Origin of the sequence: Methanococcoides seepicolus, assembly GCF_023684405.1 — an archaeon.
GTDB classification, from domain to species: Archaea; Halobacteriota; Methanosarcinia; order Methanosarcinales; family Methanosarcinaceae; genus Methanococcoides; species Methanococcoides seepicolus.
In genome coordinates this window covers 1-19,585 of sequence record NZ_JAGSOI010000051.1, presented here as the reverse complement: position 1 = coordinate 19,585, position 19,585 = coordinate 1, and the positions used below count along the sequence as shown (strand labels likewise).

Annotated in this window: 17 protein-coding genes; 3 read left to right on the top strand and 14 right to left on the bottom strand. The window is 42.9% G+C overall.

Going from position 1 to position 19,585, the window contains the following annotated elements; translation table 11 throughout:
* Positions 1-526 (bottom strand): S-layer protein domain-containing protein (locus tag KDK67_RS10915; RefSeq protein ID WP_276575137.1); only part of this gene is annotated, 526 nt, incomplete at its 3' end.
* A gap of 534 nt (positions 527-1,060) precedes the next feature.
* Here KDK67_RS10915 and KDK67_RS10910 point away from each other — a divergent pair.
* A complete protein-coding gene (locus KDK67_RS10910) occupies positions 1,061-1,840 on the top strand; it encodes an ATPase domain-containing protein (protein ID WP_250868833.1) in 780 nt (259 codons plus the stop codon).
* 254 nt (positions 1,841-2,094) lie between these two features.
* On the opposite strand, the gene KDK67_RS10905 is transcribed toward KDK67_RS10910, so the two are convergent.
* On the bottom strand, positions 2,095-4,803 hold the full coding sequence (locus KDK67_RS10905) for a cation-translocating P-type ATPase (protein WP_250868832.1): 2,709 nt from the start codon (positions 4,801-4,803) through the stop codon (positions 2,095-2,097).
* A 174-nt stretch (positions 4,804-4,977) separates the two neighbouring features.
* On the opposite strand from KDK67_RS10905, the gene KDK67_RS10900 reads away from it, so the two are divergent.
* Positions 4,978-5,424, top strand: coding sequence for a pyridoxamine 5'-phosphate oxidase family protein (locus KDK67_RS10900; RefSeq protein ID WP_250868831.1), 447 nt, complete (start codon positions 4,978-4,980; stop codon positions 5,422-5,424).
* A gap of 59 nt (positions 5,425-5,483) precedes the next feature.
* On the opposite strand, the gene KDK67_RS10895 is transcribed toward KDK67_RS10900, so the two are convergent.
* From KDK67_RS10895 to mutS, 12 genes are all read right to left on the bottom strand, one after another.
* The gene (locus tag KDK67_RS10895) at positions 5,484-6,047 is read right to left on the bottom strand and encodes a PAS domain-containing protein (RefSeq protein WP_250868830.1); all 564 of its coding nucleotides are present in this window, start codon (positions 6,045-6,047) and stop codon (positions 5,484-5,486) included.
* Between the two features lie 12 nt (positions 6,048-6,059).
* On the bottom strand, positions 6,060-6,779 hold the full coding sequence (locus KDK67_RS10890) for a PAS domain-containing protein (protein ID WP_250868829.1): 720 nt from the start codon (positions 6,777-6,779) through the stop codon (positions 6,060-6,062).
* A gap of 56 nt (positions 6,780-6,835) precedes the next feature.
* Positions 6,836-8,008 carry a cation:proton antiporter gene (locus KDK67_RS10885; protein WP_250868828.1) on the bottom strand — a complete coding sequence of 391 codons (1,173 nt, stop codon included), beginning with the start codon at positions 8,006-8,008 and terminating at the stop codon, positions 6,836-6,838.
* The gene (locus KDK67_RS10880) at positions 8,009-8,497 is read right to left on the bottom strand and encodes a CBS domain-containing protein (protein ID WP_250868827.1); all 489 of its coding nucleotides are present in this window, start codon (positions 8,495-8,497) and stop codon (positions 8,009-8,011) included.
* 158 nt (positions 8,498-8,655) lie between these two features.
* The gene (locus tag KDK67_RS10875) at positions 8,656-9,978 is read right to left on the bottom strand and encodes an energy-coupling factor ABC transporter ATP-binding protein (RefSeq protein WP_250868826.1); all 1,323 of its coding nucleotides are present in this window, start codon (positions 9,976-9,978) and stop codon (positions 8,656-8,658) included.
* A gap of 20 nt (positions 9,979-9,998) precedes the next feature.
* Complete coding sequence (gene cbiQ, locus KDK67_RS10870; protein WP_250868825.1) at positions 9,999-10,781, bottom strand: cobalt ECF transporter T component CbiQ; 783 nt, start codon at positions 10,779-10,781, stop codon at positions 9,999-10,001.
* 106 nt (positions 10,782-10,887) lie between these two features.
* The gene (locus KDK67_RS10865) at positions 10,888-11,187 is read right to left on the bottom strand and encodes an energy-coupling factor ABC transporter substrate-binding protein (RefSeq protein WP_250868824.1); all 300 of its coding nucleotides are present in this window, start codon (positions 11,185-11,187) and stop codon (positions 10,888-10,890) included.
* The gene (locus KDK67_RS10860; protein ID WP_250868823.1) at positions 11,184-11,879 is read right to left on the bottom strand and encodes an energy-coupling factor ABC transporter permease; all 696 of its coding nucleotides are present in this window, start codon (positions 11,877-11,879) and stop codon (positions 11,184-11,186) included. The genes KDK67_RS10865 and KDK67_RS10860 overlap by 4 nt, the downstream gene beginning before the upstream one ends.
* A gap of 150 nt (positions 11,880-12,029) precedes the next feature.
* The gene (locus tag KDK67_RS10855; protein ID WP_250868822.1) at positions 12,030-12,611 is read right to left on the bottom strand and encodes a cobalt-precorrin-7 (C(5))-methyltransferase; all 582 of its coding nucleotides are present in this window, start codon (positions 12,609-12,611) and stop codon (positions 12,030-12,032) included.
* Complete coding sequence (locus tag KDK67_RS10850) at positions 12,608-13,624, bottom strand: cobalt-precorrin-5B (C(1))-methyltransferase (RefSeq protein WP_250868834.1); 1,017 nt, start codon at positions 13,622-13,624, stop codon at positions 12,608-12,610. Before KDK67_RS10850 ends, KDK67_RS10855 begins: the two co-directional genes overlap by 4 nt.
* 61 nt (positions 13,625-13,685) lie before the next feature.
* Positions 13,686-15,497, bottom strand: coding sequence for a DNA mismatch repair endonuclease MutL (mutL, locus tag KDK67_RS10845; protein WP_250868821.1), 1,812 nt, complete (start codon positions 15,495-15,497; stop codon positions 13,686-13,688).
* A gap of 1 nt (position 15,498) precedes the next feature.
* Complete coding sequence (gene mutS / locus KDK67_RS10840; protein ID WP_250868820.1) at positions 15,499-18,162, bottom strand: DNA mismatch repair protein MutS; 2,664 nt, start codon at positions 18,160-18,162, stop codon at positions 15,499-15,501.
* Between the two features lie 148 nt (positions 18,163-18,310).
* Between mutS and KDK67_RS10835 the strand changes: the two genes are divergently transcribed.
* Positions 18,311-19,519 carry an ATP-binding protein gene (locus tag KDK67_RS10835; RefSeq protein WP_250868819.1) on the top strand — a complete coding sequence of 403 codons (1,209 nt, stop codon included), beginning with the start codon at positions 18,311-18,313 and terminating at the stop codon, positions 19,517-19,519.
* The last annotated feature ends 66 nt before the right edge of the window (positions 19,520-19,585 follow it).

Sequence of the window (19,585 nt, the reverse complement as noted above, 5' to 3'; positions counted from 1 at the left end):
ACTTGCCGTCCTTTGTGAGCTCGAGCCATACCTTGTCACCCTCAACATCGATCTGCTTTGGAGTCAGAGCAAAGCCCTCACCGAGATCGAGTGTCTCACCGACACGCATGGTGTACTTCTCATCATCGTCAAGGATCAATTTGGACAGAAGCTGTGCATCTCCATCTACAGGAATAAATTCCTGTGCAAGGAATCCCATCTTATCGAATGTTTCGCCTGCCCAGCCCTCATATTCATATGATACTGGCTGCATATTTGCAGTGTAAACGAGGTTGCCATCTGTTATTGTGTTACCGGTCTCTTTTACGAAACTGATCTTTTCGGAACCGATTCCATCATCAATATCGTAGTAGAATGCTGCGAATGTTGTATAATCGGTGTAGTTAACATCGATAGCACTAAGATCGTCGCTAGCTCCTGCATCGAATACAGGACTGCGAATCTCAATAGTGTCAGCTGCGCTTGCTACTGAAACAAAGCTCAGTACCATTAAAGCAGCCATTAAGATTGCTATAAAGCTTTTCATTATTTTCCTCCATTATTGAATGTATATAAGTTAGTGAGTCAGAATCAAGATAAACGAATTACCGAGTATCATTCTTTCAAACAATGCACAAATACGTTCATTGCCGAAAGAGTCATCATCACCCTCTGAATCCCGTCATATTGGATTACATCTGTCTAATAAGAGAATTGCCTATTAAATCTTTTGTGGTCTCATTTAACAGATTTATAGCGAGGCATTAGTAAATATCGAAGCAAATTACGGTAAATGTCGAAGAAAAACATGCCAAATTGATATAAAGGGGTTAAATATGGTCAATTTGAGTTCGTAAATTGTCGATTTATCACACATGGACCATTTAAGTCCATTTTTAGCCAATCGTTATTAAGCCACCTTCAATAAATTTATATGTACTTCATGTATATTATAAATAAAGCAAAAAACCCTATTTAGCATCATATACGTGTTATTTACCTATAATTGTTTAAAATATGCGTTTGGAATACCAACTTCAAAACAACGTGTACATTATATAAGGCGAGGAGTGAAAAGATAATGTTCGAAGGTTCAGGTTCTGAAGAGATCTCAATGGAAGACGAAATGAATAGGGTCAAGACCGGGATTCCCGGATTTGATGAACTATGCGGAGGCGGGCTCATTCGTGACCGCTCATACCTTGTATCAGGCACCTCAGGAGCCGGAAAAACTAACTTTTCGGTGCAGTACATATATAATGGTATAACAAAATACGGCGAGAACGGTATAATCGTTGCAACCGAAGAAAGACCAGAGCAGATACGTGAGAACGTAATGAAATTCGGCTGGGACCTTCAAGCCCTCGAAGACGAAGGAAAGCTCGTTATCATCGATGCATGTTCTACCAAGATCGGAATCCCATCACAGGAAAAATATGTCGATGTCAGACCATTCGACACACGTTCAATGATGGACCAGATCATCTCAACACAGGAAGAGATCAACGCCAAAAGAGCCCTCATCGATTCCACTACCTCGATCAGCTTCTATCTCCATGACCCTGCAAAGATACGTGTGGAACTGCTAAAACTTAGCACCACACTGGAAGTAATAGGACTTACCTCACTAATGACATGTGAGATCGTAGATGAAAATAGCCCTGCAAGGTTCGGTGTAGAAACTTTTGTAACAGACGGTACCGTTGTGCTGCATAACGCCATGCACGATAACGTCCGCACACGAACCATGGAAATATTCAAGATGCGTGGTTCAAATCACAGCAAGAAACTCCACCCATATGACATCACTCCCGAAGGTTTTGTAATACACCCACACGAAGAAGTGTATACATCATTCTGAAAATTCAGAAAAGAAAAATAACAACAACAGACATCCCAATTAAGGGATGTCGTTGCTTTTCTTAAAGACAATCATAGGTCAGGATATATATCTTCGTTACCACATTCAATACATTTATAGATCACAAGGTCACGCCCATAATTATCACGCTTTTTAATAGCCGATACCTCCAACGGTTCATTTGACCCTCATATATCGTACACATATAATTCATCCTGATCACCTGAATACAACAAATTCAATTATATTATTATTCAAATATCTCTTTTAAAATTATTCCATTGGACTTCCCGATCTACCGGTAAAACCTTCTTGACCAACTCTGCCATTACCATGGTCAAAAAAGCAGCAGATATTGGAATGAACCAATCCATCAAACTCAAAGGCACAAGGTCGAACAACTGCCCAAGAGGTCTTACATACATTACAACCATGGTCAACAAAAACGTACTTGCCACCCCTATAAGCATAAGTTTGTTAGTGAAGACACCCACACTCAAAAAGGAAGATGTCAATGACCTGAACACGAACGGAATGAAAAGGATCATACTAACTATCGTTGCAAACGTCAGCGTACGAGCTTTCTCAAGATCACCGGCAGGATTGGAAAGTACGAACACGAGGAAACAAACAACCCCCATAAGAGCAGCTATACTGACCACTAACATCAGATTCCTTCTATTGAGTATCTTCTCCCCAGGTCTTCTCGGACCTTCATACATTACCTCATCTCGCACAGGGTCACGCCCCAGCGCTATTGCCGGCATGACCTCACCGAACATATTAATGAACAGTATCTGTAATGCAAGAAGGGGGACAAGATCGAACCCTAAAAGGATAATACCCAACATAATGAGGATTATCTCAGTAAAATTTCTCGAAACAAGATATGTCGTAAATTTCTCAATATTCTCATAAATAGTACGACCACGTTTCACAGCCTCCACGATGGTCCCAAAATTATCATCCTGCAAGACCATAAGACTGGACTCTTTAGCAACATCCGTACCTTTTATCCCCATGGAGATACCAACATCTGCCCTCTTAAGTGCCGGAGCATCATTAACACCATCTCCTGTCATGGCAACAATATGACCCCTGTTCTGCAATGCCTTCACTATCCTCAACTTCTGCTCAGGCATGACCCTTGCATAAACACTGATACCCTCTACCAACTTATCAAAATCCCCATCATCAAGGGACAGAAGCTCACTTCCGGTAATGGAACCATCTTTGATAATAGCATGAAGCCTTTCATCCATACCATCCAGAGAACCGTCATAATCAGCGATCAGCCCGATCTTTTTCCCTATGGCTTTAGCCGTCTCCTCATTATCGCCTGTGATCATCACGACCCTTATACCTGCCCGCTTGCACAGGGCTATCGATTCCTTAGCCTCTTTCCTCACAGGATCGATCATTGCCACAAGTCCCACGAAAATAAGGCCCTTCTCCGAATCCTCAACTGCCATACCTTCAGATAATTTGCGATAAGAAACACCAAGCACACGATACGCAGAACCTGCAAGCCCATTATTCTCATCAAGTATCCCTTTGACGTCCGCATCGCTCAGATCGTGGACACCATCATCCATCTCTATCGAAACACATCTGTCAAGAACAAATTCAGGAGCCCCTTTGCAAAATGCCAACCTGCCCCCAGGGGTTTCATGGATCGTTGTCATGAGCTTTCTTTCAGAAGTGAACATGATCTCATGTACCTTCTCATATTCCACCTCAAGATCATCTTTCCATAACCCTGCTTTCGCTGCAGCGACAATAAGTGATACTTCGGTAGGATCACCTGAAACTTCCCATTCCCCGTGCCTTTGGACCAGCGAAGCATTATTACATAAGGATATGCCATTAAGCAAAGTCCAAAGCGCCTTGTTCTCACTTACATCTGCTTCCACATCATCTTTTAAAAAAGCACCTTCGGGCTCATACCCGATACCAGTCACATCAAAGAACTGGCCATTGACAAATAATTTCTCCACCGTCATCTCGTTCTTCGTCAATGTTCCTGTCTTATCAGTACATATCACAGTAGTGGAACCCAGGGTCTCAACCCCCAGCATCCTCCTGACAATGGCATTATGTTTTGCCATACGATGCATACCATAGGCAAGCGTTATAGTCATAGTAAGGGGCAACCCTTCAGGAACAGCAGCCACTGCCAGTGCAAGAGCAATGATAAGCATCTCTTCGAACGGTGCACCTGTGGCATAACCCAGAACAAAAGTGAGACCAGAAGCAACAAGAGCAATGATAGCTAAATGCTTTGACAGCTCGTTGATCTTTTGCTGGAGAGGGGTCATAACCTCATCTTCCTGTATCATAGAAGCGATACCACCTAACCGGGTCTGCATACCAGTGGCTGTTACAACTGCTTTGCACTTACCGTGTACTATCTGAGTACCCGAAAAAATAAGATCCCCGATACCTTTTTCAATCGAAAAACTCTCACCGGTTATTGCGGATTCGTCCACTTTCAACCCCATTATCTCAAAAACAAAAGCATCCGCTGCGACCTTATCACCGGTCTCCATAACAAGGACATCCCCCACAACGACATCCCGGGTGGGAACCTCTGCCACAGTACCATCCCTGACAACATGAGTTGTGGGCTGCACCATCTTTTTAAGCGCTTCCATGGCCTTTTCAGCCTTATATTCCTGAACGAAACCAAGAACAATAACAAAAGCAACTAAAAAGATGATGACACCAAAGTTCACAACCTCATCTATCATAAGAGAGATCACAGCCGCTGCCAAAAGGACCCAGACGATAAAATTAGTGAACTGCCTTAACAGTACTTTTAAAGGTGTGATCCTCACTTTTTCCTGAAGCTCATTAAAACCTGATACCTGTAGCCTTTTTTTCACATCGGTCTCAGAAAGACCTGATCTGGAACTACCGACTTCAGCAAAAACAGACTCGATATCAGTATTTTCATATCTCAATGAAACACACACTCCAAATTAAATATGTTACAATAGTATTTCTTGATTTGCCATCAGTTTCAAAAGAGAACTTGCGCCATCCCCACCAATGTCCATTTAGGTAAAGCTAAATAACTGTACAGACAATTTTCTTTTACCACTAATGAATCATCTTACTATTGTGGAGGTACTACCATGGCATGTGACTTAGAGATAAAAGAAAGGATCAATGAATACCTGAAAAAACACCCATACTTAAACCTTGCAACCGTTAGCCCGGAAGGAAGACCAATGGTCCACAGCATGGCTTTTGCATCAGCTGGCCCGGTCGTTTATTTCGGAACAGGGAATACCACAAGGAAATTCCGTAATATCGAACAGAACCCAAACGTCGCATTCACAGTCGATGAAGACGGATCTGATGTAATGAACATCACAGGCATTCAAATGGAAGGCAAAGCATCATTTGTGACAGATGAAGCAGAATTGGGGCAGATATTCCAGTTAATGCTAGAAAAATTCCCGTTCATGAAGGAACTACCAAAGAACCCGGACAATGTCATTATAAAAGTAGAGCCAACAAAGGCTTTCTTCCTTGACTACGCCGTTGAATTTGGATTCAGGTACGAAGTCGCTTACTGACTTCGCACTCTACCTTTTTTCAATTTAGCTTATCCTACCGACAAAACTGAGATGTCCGATCAGCAACCACTTCCCTTGCGTTCTGTTATATCCAGGATAACTCCCTGATAATTGGTCACTTTACCCTCATCATCCCGCTGTATGAAAGTTTGTTCTTCCACCCATCTGATATCGCCTGAACGGGTCAATATACGATATTCCTTTACGAACATCTTCCCACCTTCCTGGCATATATCCGAAAGTTCGAGCTGCACCTCAGGCAGATCATCAGCATGGATAATATTCCCATAAAGAAGATCACCCGAGAGGAAATCATCCACATCATAGCCAAACTGAGTGATATTATCCGACACAAACTCCACCGGCCACAGCTCCTTTTCATCATCCTCACCGGCCTTCCAAAGAAAAGCGACCACAGGACTATGATTTACGATAGTCTCAAGTGCCTGTTTCCTTGAAAGGAGGTCGTTCTGCTTTACCAGAGCCTCATCCAATGCGATCTCACTCACCTTTTGTTTTGTGATATCCTGAACAATTCCCTGGAAATGTGTTACATTGCCGTTCAAATCTCTTTTGATAAAGGTCTTCTCATTGACCCACAACAGTTCCCCTGCTTTTGTCAATAAGCGATACTCCTAGGTATAATCATCATATCCTTCCCTGGACCTCTGGTCAAGCTCGTCTTTAACAGCATTATAATCGTCCGGATGGATCAGATCCCCATAAACAATTCTTCCAAGTACGAAATCCTCTGCACTATACCCAAGTCTTGAGACATTATCCGAAGCATAATCAGCCGGCCAGAACTCCTCCGCCCTCCAAAGGAAGACCATCGTAGAACTATTGTTGATGATATCCTCAAGGTCCTTTTGTTCCTTCAACGCTTTCTCACACAACAGTTCATTGTTCTTCTGGTCAGTAATATCAAAAATAGTACCCTGATAATGGGTCACAGTACCATTCTCATCCCGCTGGAGATATGTCCTTTCATCGACCCAGCGAATATCACCTGATGCCAGAACGACACGGTATTCCTGATCAAAGAAGCTCTTACCTTCCACACGACTTTTTTCGAGAGACCTTTCAACTCGATCCAAATCTTCCCCATAAACAATATCAGCATAAAGAAGTCTTCCAGAAATGAAATCCTCCCCAGTATAACCTAACTGGGTCACGTTTGCAGAAACATATTCCACTGGCCACTTTTCCTCAGGAGTGTTATCTGCGGTCCATAAAAAAGCAATAACAGGACTATGATCGATTATATTTTCAAGTATTTCCTTCCTGTCAAGAACTTTTTCCAACGGACTTTTCCCCGATTTATTGCCAGTTTCTTTCGATATGTTTGATCCCATACATAGCCCCCAATTTTAATGATCAACTTCTTTAATAACTTATTAGACGGATGAGTTTAAGTATTGTTCGAATTTGCCCTGTTTTTGAACTGTATGGCCTTCTTAAGGAGGACGGGTGAAACTAAAATTGATACCGCCACCATCAAGACAATTGCTGAGAACACTTCATCCCCTATTATCCCCATCTCTTTTCCAATAGAGATCAATACAAGTTCCACCCCTGCCCTTGGCATAACCCCAACTCCGAATATAAGACTGTCATAATTATCAAAACCTATCAGGCGACCTCCCAGAAAACCCCCGATCAGTTTTCCTGAAAGAGCAAGGACAACAACAAGTATGGAGAAGAGGCCTATTGTTTGTAAGCTGGCGATATTAAGGGAAATTCCAATAAATGCAAAGAAAATAGGAACAAAAATACCATAAGCAATCCCAGTAACCTTACTTTGCACATGCTCGATCTTCGCATGGGGAACATCTGAGAGCATTACCCCTCCAATGAACGCACCTATCACAGCATGAAGGCCAAAGACCTCTGCAAGGTACGCAGAGAAAAGTGCGATCACTATCACAAACGCAAAGATCGATTCCTTGACATGCATCTTATGGATCTGATCAAAGAGCCTAGAAAAGACCCATTTTCTTAAGAAGAACATGATCGCCACGAAGGCAACCATCTTCAACAATATTATTAGAACTTGCACCCCTGAGGGGAAGTGTTCATAGGTTGCCATGGTCACTACAATGGAAAGAAGAAATATCCCTATGATATCATCAAATATAGATGATGTTAGCATCATGGAACCTGGTTTGCTCGAAAGATAATCCATGTCAATGAGAGTCCTGACAACAACACCGATACTTGTCGGGCTGAATGCAACTCCTATAAAAACGCTTTCAAGAACACTTAAATGAAAATACGCACCAAGTGCCGCTCCAAAAGAGAAAGCAACGAATATCTGAACTACTGTAGCAACAGAAGCTTTCGCAGATGACTCCTTCAGATCACGAAGATGGACTTCCTTGTAACCTGCTGTGAACAGAAGGAAGATAGCTCCCATTTCAGCCAGGAACTTCAGTATTTCTGATCCCTGATGTATCAAAAGTGTGCCTAACACCATACCGGAAAGCAGTTCCCCAAGAATTGAAGGAAAACCTGCCCTTTCAAATATTTCACCAAAAAGCTTAGCCAGTAGAAGTATGAGCAAAATATGAAGAAGGACCTCCATTCAATCCGAACCCCTTAATTTATACACTTCCTTTATAATGTCGGGTTTACAAATAATACCAACCAGTTTTCCATCGTCAACAATACAAAAACGATCGATCTTATGCTTGAGCATCATATCCACTGCATCACAAAGATGTTCATCCGGAGATATTGAGACCGGGTGTGAGAGCATAATAGCTTTTGCAGTATCACCCTGAAAAACAACTGCATTCAAGTGAGTGTGCTCTATTCGGGGAGCCCTGTGTACAAGAAGGATCTTCAATATAATATCCCGATCAATTGTTCCCACAAGGACATTATCTTCATTTACGACCGGATATGTGTGAAAATGATATTTATCAAATGTTTCAAGGATCTGGTCAATGCTATCATTTTCAGAAATGGTTACAAGGTCCTTTGTCATAAAATCTCTTATGACCATCTCGCTGCACATTTCTGCAAATGACCGCTGACACCGAATACAATCTTCATCCCCATGATCAACCACAGCTTTAAGCCCCCTTCAAAGCTATTTTTGTAAAACGAATATTACAATAAAAAGAAGGGAGGTCATCTTACAAATATTGACCCCATTAAAAAGAACGAATACACAAATTCTTGAAAAAAAGAAACATAGAAAAGTAAAAATAAAAAAAGAAAAGAAGCTTAGATGCCCAGCTCTTCCCTTTCAGAATTTACAAGAGACAACTGTATAGCAATTCCACTGTTTTCTGCATATTCATCAATACGTTTGACAGCATGCTCGATCATTCCACCTGAGGTCAGTATCATAGATCTCTTGCCACAAAGTGCCATAAGGATGGACTTATCGATAACACCTGATGTGATCTGAAGATCAAGAAGATGCTTTTCCGCAAGGCTCTTGCTCTTCTTGCCCATAGCTCCGATGGAATCGATATCCTCTTCAGCCAGTATCCTCTTGAAAGGACCAGCATCATATTTGTCCATATCATAGATGAATATGCCACCGGACTTGATACCATGCCGTGTCATTTCTGCAATTGCATGTCCTTCCGGATGAATATGAAGCACTTTTGCATTGACTGCTTCATAAGGGCTGTTGATAGCATATTCACCATGTAATATGCCAAGGTTCACAACATCACCTTCCTTGACATCAGGAGAAACTTCTATCCACATCAGTTCAGGTGGTTTAAGGGAATGGACAAGTTCAGGAACACTTGTAGGAAACCTGTTACGAGTTGCAAGGTTCCTTCTCTCAAGCTCATTGTATATTTCAAGTGTACGGGGTTGCCTTAAGTTAGATTTCTTTAAAAGCTCCATGTCTTTGAAAACATCTTCAGGAGCACCTTCACCAATAATATTACCCTCGTTCATGAAATAAACATAATCTGCCCAACTGTATGCAAGTTCCACATCATGGGTGGAAATTATCATAGTGGTGTTGTTTTGATTTAACTCATTCAACAGATCAAGGATCTCATCCGCACCCACAGGATCAAGGTTCGCAAGAGGCTCATCAAGGATCATCACATCTGGTTCCATTGAACAAACACCTGCAATTGCCACTCTCTTTTTCTGCCCGCCGCTTAAATGATGAGGAGGTTTGTTCCTGAATTCGGTTATTCCGATATATTCAAGGGTTTTTTCCACAAGTTTCTCAACTTCTTCTTTTGAATGACCCAGATTGGTAGGTCCAAACCCTACATCCTGATATACCGTAGGGGCAAATATCTGGTCATCTGAGTTCTGGAAAACAATGCCAACACTTTTGCGTATTTCACGCAGGGACTTAGAATCATATTCCATGGGTTTCCCATGGAAGTAGACCGTTCCCTCTTTTGGCTTAAGGGTTCCATTGAGCAACATGAAAAGAGTTGATTTACCGGAACCGTTCTTTCCGACAAAAGCTATTTTTTTACCTTTCTCGATCTTTACATCAATGCCTTTTAAGGCCTGGGTCCCGTCATGGTAGGAATACTTCAAGCCTTTAGTTTCCAATATCATATTATTAACCTCAACAGACCTTAAAATATAGAATGAATTCTTGTTAAATACCACAGTGCCAATACCGCAGCAAAATAAGTGCAGGTCAAGACTAGCTCATTCGCTCTGATCGGTCTTTTTTCCTCAAAGAAAATAAGTTTGCCATCATAACATCGGGCACTCATGGAGATGAATATCTTTTCTCCCTGTTCCCAGGACCTTATGAAAAGTGTGGTAGAAAGCATTGCAAGTGAATTAAGGGATGTTCGCCAGTCCTTGTACCCAAGCCTGACCGTCTGTGCATATTTGATACCCCATGCAACTTCAAGGAAGACAAAGATGTATCGATACATCATCATGGATATCTCAATAAAAGAATCCGGCAATTTTGTAGCTTTAAGAACTGAGAATAGTTCCACCATAGGGGTGGTCAGTGCAAGGAAGAACAAACAAGACATACCGCTAAGTGTTCTCGAAAACACTAACAATGCCATTTCAAGACCGCCTGTGTTCACTCCCAGATGGTAACTAAAAATATCAAAGCCAAAGAGTTCAGTACCTGAACCGAAGAAGAAGGCTATGATAACAACACTTAACAACACGAAAACAGCAGGTGCAGATAATATTTTCAGATAAAATTTAAACGAAGTCTTCCCAAAATGAACCGTTGCGAAGCTCATACACAATGCTATAGCAAAAGGTGGAATGAAAGACTGTGAGGAAACTCCTACAAGAATACCAAACATAACAATGGCTATCTTAAGCCAGTTGTTACGATACCTTAAGGGGCTCACAAGTGCATAATCATCAAGAATATTTATCATATTATGTTCACACCGTTACATTCGTTTTGTGTTTTTTCTTTAGAGAAGAAAGAACTAAAATAAAAAAGAATCCCTAAGAAAAAACGAAGGAGGGGAAAGAACAGTCTTAATTAGACTGTCCTTTACCTTTGTAGTAACCGAAGAAATATCCAAGGACCAGCGCACCGAACGCTGCCTGAAGTCCAAAGAGCAAGCTTTCAGTTTCTCCGCCTGGTGGCTCGAATTTAATAGAGTTTATCCATGAGTCTTCTGTCCATGGCTCGTACTCGCTGTTAATTTCTACAATTACATCTCCTGCCTGACCATCGGCACCGCCAAACTCGGAATCCGGATTTGCTGCCATGCCATACATGAATGATGCTACGAACAGTACTGTTATCACTCCAAATATGATCTCGCCTTTCACTGGCTTGCCCCCTTGATCTTATTGAGAACTGATTCTGTGATGACATTGAGCTCTACAAGAGCATCGCTCTTGACCTGTATAACATACTTGAAGATAAGAGCTGTCAATGCACCTTCCATGATAGCCAGAGGCACCTGGGTTGTAGCGAACACAAGCAAGAACGCTTTAAGTGAAGCAGCCACTCCGCCGACCTCTGCCGGAAATGCCAGCGCAAGCTGTGTGGCTGTCACAACATATGTCGCCCAATCCGCAAATGCTGTAGCAAGGAAGACAACAACATAGAAATTGATGTTAGCTTTCATGCCTGCTTTATAGATCACATATGCAAAAACAGGACCAATGATGCCCATTGATGCAACATTTGCACCAAGTGTTGTAAGACCGCCGTGAGCAAGGAAAATTGACTGGTAAAGCAAGACGATCGTACTCAGGACCGCTGCGATAGCAGGACCAAAGAGGATAGCTGCCATTCCGGTACCTGTCGGATGTGATGAACTGCCCGTGACAGATGGCATCTTCAAAGATGAAAGTACGAATATGAATGCTCCCGCTACTGCCAATAATGGTAATAGCTCGCGCTTTTCAGATACAAGCTTGTTTAGCCTGTGCATACCGAAGAATAGGACCGGTATAGAGAATACAAACCACAGTTGCCACCATGGTGATGGCAAGAAACCCTCGAATATATGCATGATGTTTACTCCTTTTCTAACTTAAATAACTTAAATCAAGGTAACTTGAATTAAGACATAGGTAAGAAGAAACTGTTATATAAATAGTTATAGATGCTCTATGTTAGTTAATTGGGTTATACGCTGGTTGTGTTTAACAAAATGAGAACATCACCTTACAACAACTACACAATGCAGCACTGACATCGCTTTTGGCGGCTCATATATAGTGCCTCCTGCAATGCGTTCTTCGGGATAACCAAAGTTCTCGCACACGTAAAGCCTGGCATCAACGCCCATCTCTTTAAGCACTTCGGCTACTTCCGCAACACCAAAAGTGTCTGCTGGAAGCATGAAGATATTCTTGCCCAGTTCAATTTCCTGAATAAATGCTTTCCTTGCAGGAGCAGGATCTCTGCCATGTGCAGTTATTGCAGTGATGTTGGAAAGGCTGACACCTAAACGTGAACATGCGACCTGTATCGAAGAGATGCCCGGAATGATCCTGTCGCTTTCTCTTGCAAATTTACCAAGCCCTGAGAACATGGGGTCGCCGGTCGATAGAACAACAGCATCTTCTGGCAGCTCATGCAAAGCCTTGTAGTCCTTAATAAGATGGGCTTCACCTTCAATATATGGTTCTGCAAGCTCGAGCGAGCGCTTTGAACCATACACTACCGAAGCATTACGTATGGCTTCGATGGCCTCCAATGTCAGCATGTTCGGTCCGACACCGACACCCGCGATTATCATTCTTGTTCCCCGCTGTCCATGAGAACTGTGCCGTCCCTGTCCACGACCACAATTCGTGCACCTTTGCCCTTTTCGACTGTCTTTTCAAAGGCGCGCCTGATGTGTTCCCCTTCAGGCTCCACTTCGATCATCTCTGAGACAGTAGCAAACCCGCTGTCCTTGAGCATGTCAGGGTCTCCCCATTTAAGGACAAGACCGGGAAGGCCGCAGATAGCCACTTTGCCAGTAGCTGATTCCATAAATTCGGATATGCGACTGCCGGCAAGAACTACCGTGTAATCCGGGAAAAGCATTGTAGAATAGCGAATACCGATACGACCTGTTGTGAGAACCACTTTTGCAGCATCACGTATGAGGTCACTCTTCATCTCACCCAGATGGTCATTCCAGGGTTCAACGAAACCGGTGGTTCCAAGGATAGAGATACCGCCTTCAACCCCTATGCGACTGTTCAGAGTCTGCTTTGCGATCTCAGCACCTCTGGGCAGGGAGATCTCCACACTGGCACCCTTGATACCTATCTCTTCCACAGCTTCCGCAACAGCCTCCATTATCTGCTGCATTGGTTTTGGATTGATGGCAGGATAGCCTTTTTTTGACTGAAGACCGCCTCTTGTAACGATACCGATACCTTCGCCTGCGGTTATAGTGATCTTGTCCGACTCCACTGCCCTTGCCACGAACTCAAGCCCGCGGGTAATATCAGACTCATGGTCGTTCTTCAATTTAACTGCCACAGCATGCCCATCCTTTGCTTTCACATCCGTGTGGGCACGAAGTCCAACAGGTGTCGAGACAGATACATGATCTATCTCTTTCTTGAGTGACAACACCGCCGCCTTGGCAGCAACAGTTGCAGTTGTACCTGTGGTATACCCTCGTTTCAGAATAGAACCATCACTAAGAACCACCAGCATACCGCTCATTATGCCTTCTTCAAGCTCATCACTGGGTATATTTGATCTATTGATCCACTCTTGCGGGACCTTTGATTTGTTAACTGGATCGATAATTGACATTGTCAGTAATTCGATATTAGTTGGTTATAAAAGTTACCGCTAAAAGCCCAAAGACTCATCCTGTCCTCTTGAACAATTTGTCAAGTTCCCCTTTTGTAAATGAGATCACAGTCGGACGCCCATGAGGGCATGTATATGGGTTCTCAGCCATATCCAACTGCCTGAGCAGGTTCTCCATCTGTTCCATACTGCAGCCTGCTCCTGCCTTTATAGCTGCACGGCATGCCATTGTTTTGCAGAGAGTATCGAACATACCTGTATCCCTCTTCACCTTGCCACTGGAAAGCACATCCATGATTATGTCATGGATCAGTTCGGTATTCTCCAGCTTTCCAAGAAGGGAAGGAATGGATGTCACAACATAACTGTTAGGACCGAATTCGGATATCGCAAATCCCATCTCTTCAAGGAGGGGGATATACTCATCCAACAGCACCTTTTCTTTAGATGTCAGGTCGAGCATCACAGGAGTGATAAGTTCCTGCCACCCAGAACTGTTGCCATCCCGTATCTGTTCATACATCACCCTTTCATGTGCAGCATGCTGATCGACTATCATAAACCCATCCTCAAGTTCCACGATAATGTAAAGCTCATTTACCTGCCCCACTATCCTCGCCTTATCAAGACCTGTGGGTGCTCTGTCGGGCTTCTTTTCCGTCTTTGAAAGTACCCTTTCCGAGCGTTTCAAACGTTTTTCAGTATCCCTTGCACTGGCATGATAGGGCTCATCAGCTTCCTTTGCTACCGGAACACTCATACTCACTCCCTCAGTGGATATTACTTCAGTACCGGTCTTGCTCTCTTCACTGAAAACAGCCTGTACCGGTTTGTTTTCCGGTAAAGAGACCTTTGGGACAAGATCATCCGCCTTCAAAGCGTTCTCAACAGCAAGAGTGACCGCATCAGAAACCTCACGTTCATGACTAAGTCTCACATACCTTTTTGCGGGATGCACATTGACATCGACCTCACGCAGATCAAGTCCCAGATCAAGAACTGCAACCGGATAACGCCCTTTCGGAATGAGGTTGTAATATCCAAGCCTCACAGCATTACTTATGCTCTTTGAGGATACGCCTCTGCCATTTATGAAAAAGAACTGCTGGTCAGTTCCGCTGCGGGTAACTTCCGGTTTGGAAATATAACCTGAGAGGTTCACAATATCCGACCTGAAATCCACAGGGATTATCTTCTTTGCAATATCGACTCCAAGAAGGTGGATAATACTATCAAGAACATTGCCGGATGTCGGGGAACGTACAAGGACCTTCCCGTCACTGATCAGAGTAAAAGAAATATCAGGATGCCCGAATGCATGCCTTGTAACGATATCGGTTATGTGTGCAAGCTCTGTTCGCAGACTTTTGAGATACTTCTTCCTTGCCGGGGTGTTGTAAAAAAGCGATTCCACAGAGATACTTGTACCCGGAGCAGCACCCACTTCCACCACATTCTCTACCGACCCTCCGCTTATAACGACCTTTGTGCCAGCGATCTCCTCCTTTTGCCGAGTCGTCAGATAAACCTTGGCCACCGCTGCAATGGAAGAAAGGGCTTCACCCCTGAACCCGAGGGTCAGAACCTCCTCAAGATCCTCGATTTGAATTATCTTACTGGTAGCATGTTTCGTAAAAGCAAGAACAGCATCCTCACGAGGCATTCCGCTTCCATTGTCGGTGACAGTTATCAGCTCGGTCCCGGCAGCCACAACCTCGACCCGAATTTCAGTAGCCCCTGCATCTATTGCATTGTCCACAAGTTCCTTGACCACCGAAGCAGGACGCTCGACGACCTCACCTGCTGCTATCTTATTGATAGTCGCCTCGTCAAGAACACGTATCTTACCGCCCTTATCTTCGGTCATTTCATTCCCCGCCATTACCTGCCTTTTTCTGCAATTCACTTAACTTGTTCAATGCCTCGATGGGGGTCATACTATTGACATCAAGGTTTTTCAGCTCCTCAACAACCGGGTCAGGCTCAGCTACAGGTGCAGACGAGCCCTCCGGATCGAACAGCATTAACTGGGTATACTGTGCCGACTTCTTCTTCCTGCCCCTCTTCGAATCGCTTTCCTTGCTGATGGCACTTTCATCTTCAATATCCTGCAGGACCTCCTTCGCCCTCTGTGTCACCTTGTGCGGCACACCTGCAAGCCTTGCAACATGGATACCATAGCTCTTATCAGTGGCACCTGGCACGATCTTTCGGAGGAAAACAAGGTCATCGCCATCTTCCTTCACCGCAATATGATAGTTCTTCACCCTTTTCAAACTGGAAGAGATGTTGGTAAGCTGATGGTAATGGGTCGCAAAAAGTGAGCGTACACCTACCCTGCCCTTATTGTGTATATATTCGACCACCGCCTTTGCGATACTATAACCGTCATAAGTACTCGTACCCCTGCCGATCTCATCAAGAAGCACAAGGCTCTTCGGGGTTGCATTGTTCAATATATTGGCAAGCTCCACCATCTCTACCATAAAGGTACTCTGCCCGCTTGCAAGGTCATCAAAGGCACCAACCCTTGTAAAGACCCTGTCCACAATACCGATAGAAGCATGGGAAGCCGGAACAAAGGAACCTGCCTGTGCCATAATAATGATAAGGGATACCTGACGCATGTAAGTGGATTTACCCGCCATATTAGGCCCTGTTATCAAAATGAACTGCTCATCCACACAATCCATTTCCGTATCATTGGGCACGAATCCGCCACGCACGGTTTTCTCTACCACCGGATGTCTGCCTTCACGGATCAATATCTTGCAATCGGAGGTTATGTTAGGTCTTACAAAATTATTGTTCACTGCAACTTCCGCAAGGCTTGCAGTACAATCCAACTGCCCTATCAGAACAGCTATCCTTTGCAGATCGGACGCATGGGAAGCAATATTGGAAGTTATCTCAGTGAACAGTTCATTCTCAAGCGCCGTGATCTTCTCGTCTGCGGAAAGGATGACACCTTCCCATTCCTTAAGCTCTGGAGTGTAGAACCTTTCAGCATTCCGCATTGTCTGCTTTCTAATATAATCATCAGGTATCTGTGCGATATTGGCCTTTGTGATCTCTATATAATATCCGAACACTCTATTATAGCCGACCTTAAGCGATTTTATACCGGTCCTGTCACGTTCCTTTTGCTGGAACGAAGCTATCCAGGTCTTTCCGCCAGTGGACATACCCTTAAGCTCATCCAGTTTCTCATTGTAGCCGGACCTGATCATCCCGCCTTCCCGTATGCTTACAGGAGGCTCTTCCACGATGGCATCATCGATCAATTTTACAATATTTTCAAGCTGGTCAAACTCAAGAAGACCATCCCGGATATTCCTGAGCATCTCACATCCGGGGTCATCGCCCATACTTTCGACTATCTGTGGCACTGAACCAAGAGAACGTTTCAAAGCGATAAGATCGCGTGCATTTGAATTACCGTAAACAACTCTGCCTATAAGGCGTTCTATGTCCTTCACAAAGGACAGATGAGAGCGAACATCGAACCTCAGCATGGTATCATTTGCCAGACATTCCAGCGCATCCAGCCTGTGGTCGATGGAATCGACATTGATGAGAGGCTTCAAAAGCCATTTCTGAAGCAACCTGCCACCCATGGGTGTATTGGTATCATCGAGCACCTTCAATATGGAAGTATCGTTCCCTTCCCCACGCACGTTCTTGACTATCTCCAGATTTCTCAGGGTGATCGAGTCAAGCATCATGAACTCAGAATCCGAATAGGTGCTCAACTCACTTACATGCCCGAGTTCCCTCATCTGGGTGGTCAACGCATAATCAAGTGCCGCTCCCGCAGAAGATGTGGCATATGGTAAGCCGGCACAGCCCATTCCTTCTAGTGTGGAGACATTGAAATGCCTTTCAAGAAGCTTCCTCGAAGAATCAATGTCAAAAGCCTCATCCTTGAACTCATGTACCAGCACATTGAGCTCCTTCACTCTTTCAACAAGCCTTTCATCAGAGAACATCGACCGTGAGATTATACACTCTGAAGGTCGCATCCTTGCAGCTTCACTGGCTATCCTGTCATAAGGAGGCGTATCAGCAAACTGTGTCGTCAGGAACTCGCCTGTGGAAACATCCAAAAATGAGACTCCGTAATCTCCATCTCCACCTGAAACGGACATGAGATAATTATTAGACGGGTCCGTGAACATCGAAGTATCAATGGCAGTGCCGGGCGTTACGACCCTGACAACCCCACGCTTGATAATGCCCTTTGCTTTTTTAGGGTCTTCAAGCTGCTCACAGATAGCTACTTTGTAGCCTTTCTTTACCAACCGCGGCAGGTAATTATCGAGAGCATGGTAGGGAATACCTGCAAGGGGCATTTTCTCACCCTCAATGTCCTTGCCCCGCGTTGTAAGTGTTATCTCAAGTTCTTTTGCAATGGTCTTTGCATCCTCTCCGAAGGATTCATAGAAATCCCCCATCCTGAAAAAAATAAGTGCATCACTATGTTGCTTCTTTGCATCATAGTACTGTTTCATTGCAGGTGTTAGTTTGATCATTCTTGCTCTGCGTTGAATTGGGCAGGGGAATTTATGAGCTTGTTGGTATTCTCACCATCCGAACATATGAACTAAAAATGATAAACTAAAATGAATATCCAAATGTTTTTATAATGTAGCACGCAATATAACGATTTTAGGAGCAAATATGACAACTTTAGGAATGGAAGAAGTATTCAAGATATCTGGTGTTCCAACATATACTTTTGTTGAACCTGTTGAATATAATAGAATTTGTTTATCTTTAAGGACACCGGGTAGAGGAATTGTGATAGAAGGACCTTCAGGAATAGGTAAAACCTGTGCAATTGTAAAAGCATTAAATTACCTAGGTATGAACGAAATTACTGAAAAATTGTCTGCTCGAAAAAAAAATGACTTAGAACGAATAGAAGAAATTATTGGACAGACAAATTTAGGAACTGTTTTGATAGATGATTTTCACAGATTGTCACCCGAATTAAAGGAAAAGATTGCTGATTATTTAAAAACATTAGCTGATGAAGAGGTAGTAGATACTAAAATTGTTATTGTTGGTATCAATCGTGCAGGAGAAACTTTAATCAGATTTGCAGAAGATTTGGTAAATAGAATAGATATAATTAAATTTGAAATAAATCCAGAATCAAAAGTTCAAGAAATCTTAGAAAAAGGTGAGAAAGAACTAAATATTGAAATTACTTCTAAAAATGAAATTGTTAAAGAATCTCATGGAAGTTTTTACTTAGCTCAAATGTTAGCGTACGAAACATGTTTATATGATGATTTATTGGAAAAAACTGATGAATTTAGAAATATTTTTGTAAGCTTAGAAGTCGTAAAACAAACAGTCTATGAAAGAATGACACCAAGATACATGGTTACGACAAAGTCATTTGCATCAGGTCCTAAATTAAACAAAACTGGGAGAGCTCCATATCTTCATATTCTTCATTGGGTTACAAATTCAGAATCATGGTCAATTTCAATTGAAGATGAACTTAGAAAATATACTGATCAAAAATCAAGTGTTGGCCAAATTGTTGAAAAAGGATACCTTAAAAAGTTCATGGATGCCCACCCAGAATTTGAGAATTTATTCAATTTTGACCCTTTATCTAATATTTTCACAATCGAAGATCCACAATTCATTTTCTTCTTAAGAAACATAATTTGGAGTAAATTTGCTCAAACCTTGGGATTTAAAACAATTTTTTTCGAATCAAGATATGACTTTGCACTATCTTTTGCTGGATCAGATAGAGAAATGGCTGAGATGATATTTCAAAAATTGACAGAAAATGAACTTAGTATATTCGTAACTATTCAGCCTAACTATCGTCAATCCTGTATTATCAACTCTAATACAAAAAATTAATTTGCAATCCTAAAATCAAACAATCGTTGGAACAAATGGCTTTCCATCGATTGCATCTTGAATAGC

Coding starts and splice junctions, on each gene's coding strand:
- KDK67_RS10910 (WP_250868833.1), top strand. CDS start 1,061: ATGTTCGAAGGTTCAGGTTCTGAAGAGATCTCAATGGAAGACGAAATG.
- KDK67_RS10900 (WP_250868831.1), top strand. CDS start 4,978: ATGGCATGTGACTTAGAGATAAAAGAAAGGATCAATGAATACCTGAAA.
- KDK67_RS10890 (WP_250868829.1), bottom strand. CDS start 6,779: ATGGGATCAAACATATCGAAAGAAACTGGCAATAAATCGGGGAAAAGT.
- KDK67_RS10885 (WP_250868828.1), bottom strand. CDS start 8,008: ATGGAGGTCCTTCTTCATATTTTGCTCATACTTCTACTGGCTAAGCTT.
- KDK67_RS10875 (WP_250868826.1), bottom strand. CDS start 9,978: ATGATATTGGAAACTAAAGGCTTGAAGTATTCCTACCATGACGGGACC.
- cbiQ (WP_250868825.1), bottom strand. CDS start 10,781: ATGATAAATATTCTTGATGATTATGCACTTGTGAGCCCCTTAAGGTAT.
- KDK67_RS10860 (WP_250868823.1), bottom strand. CDS start 11,879: ATGCATATATTCGAGGGTTTCTTGCCATCACCATGGTGGCAACTGTGG.
- KDK67_RS10855 (WP_250868822.1), bottom strand. CDS start 12,611: ATGATAATCGCGGGTGTCGGTGTCGGACCGAACATGCTGACATTGGAG.
- mutL (WP_250868821.1), bottom strand. CDS start 15,497: ATGACCGAAGATAAGGGCGGTAAGATACGTGTTCTTGACGAGGCGACT.
- mutS (WP_250868820.1), bottom strand. CDS start 18,162: ATGATCAAACTAACACCTGCAATGAAACAGTACTATGATGCAAAGAAG.
- KDK67_RS10835 (WP_250868819.1), top strand. CDS start 18,311: ATGACAACTTTAGGAATGGAAGAAGTATTCAAGATATCTGGTGTTCCA.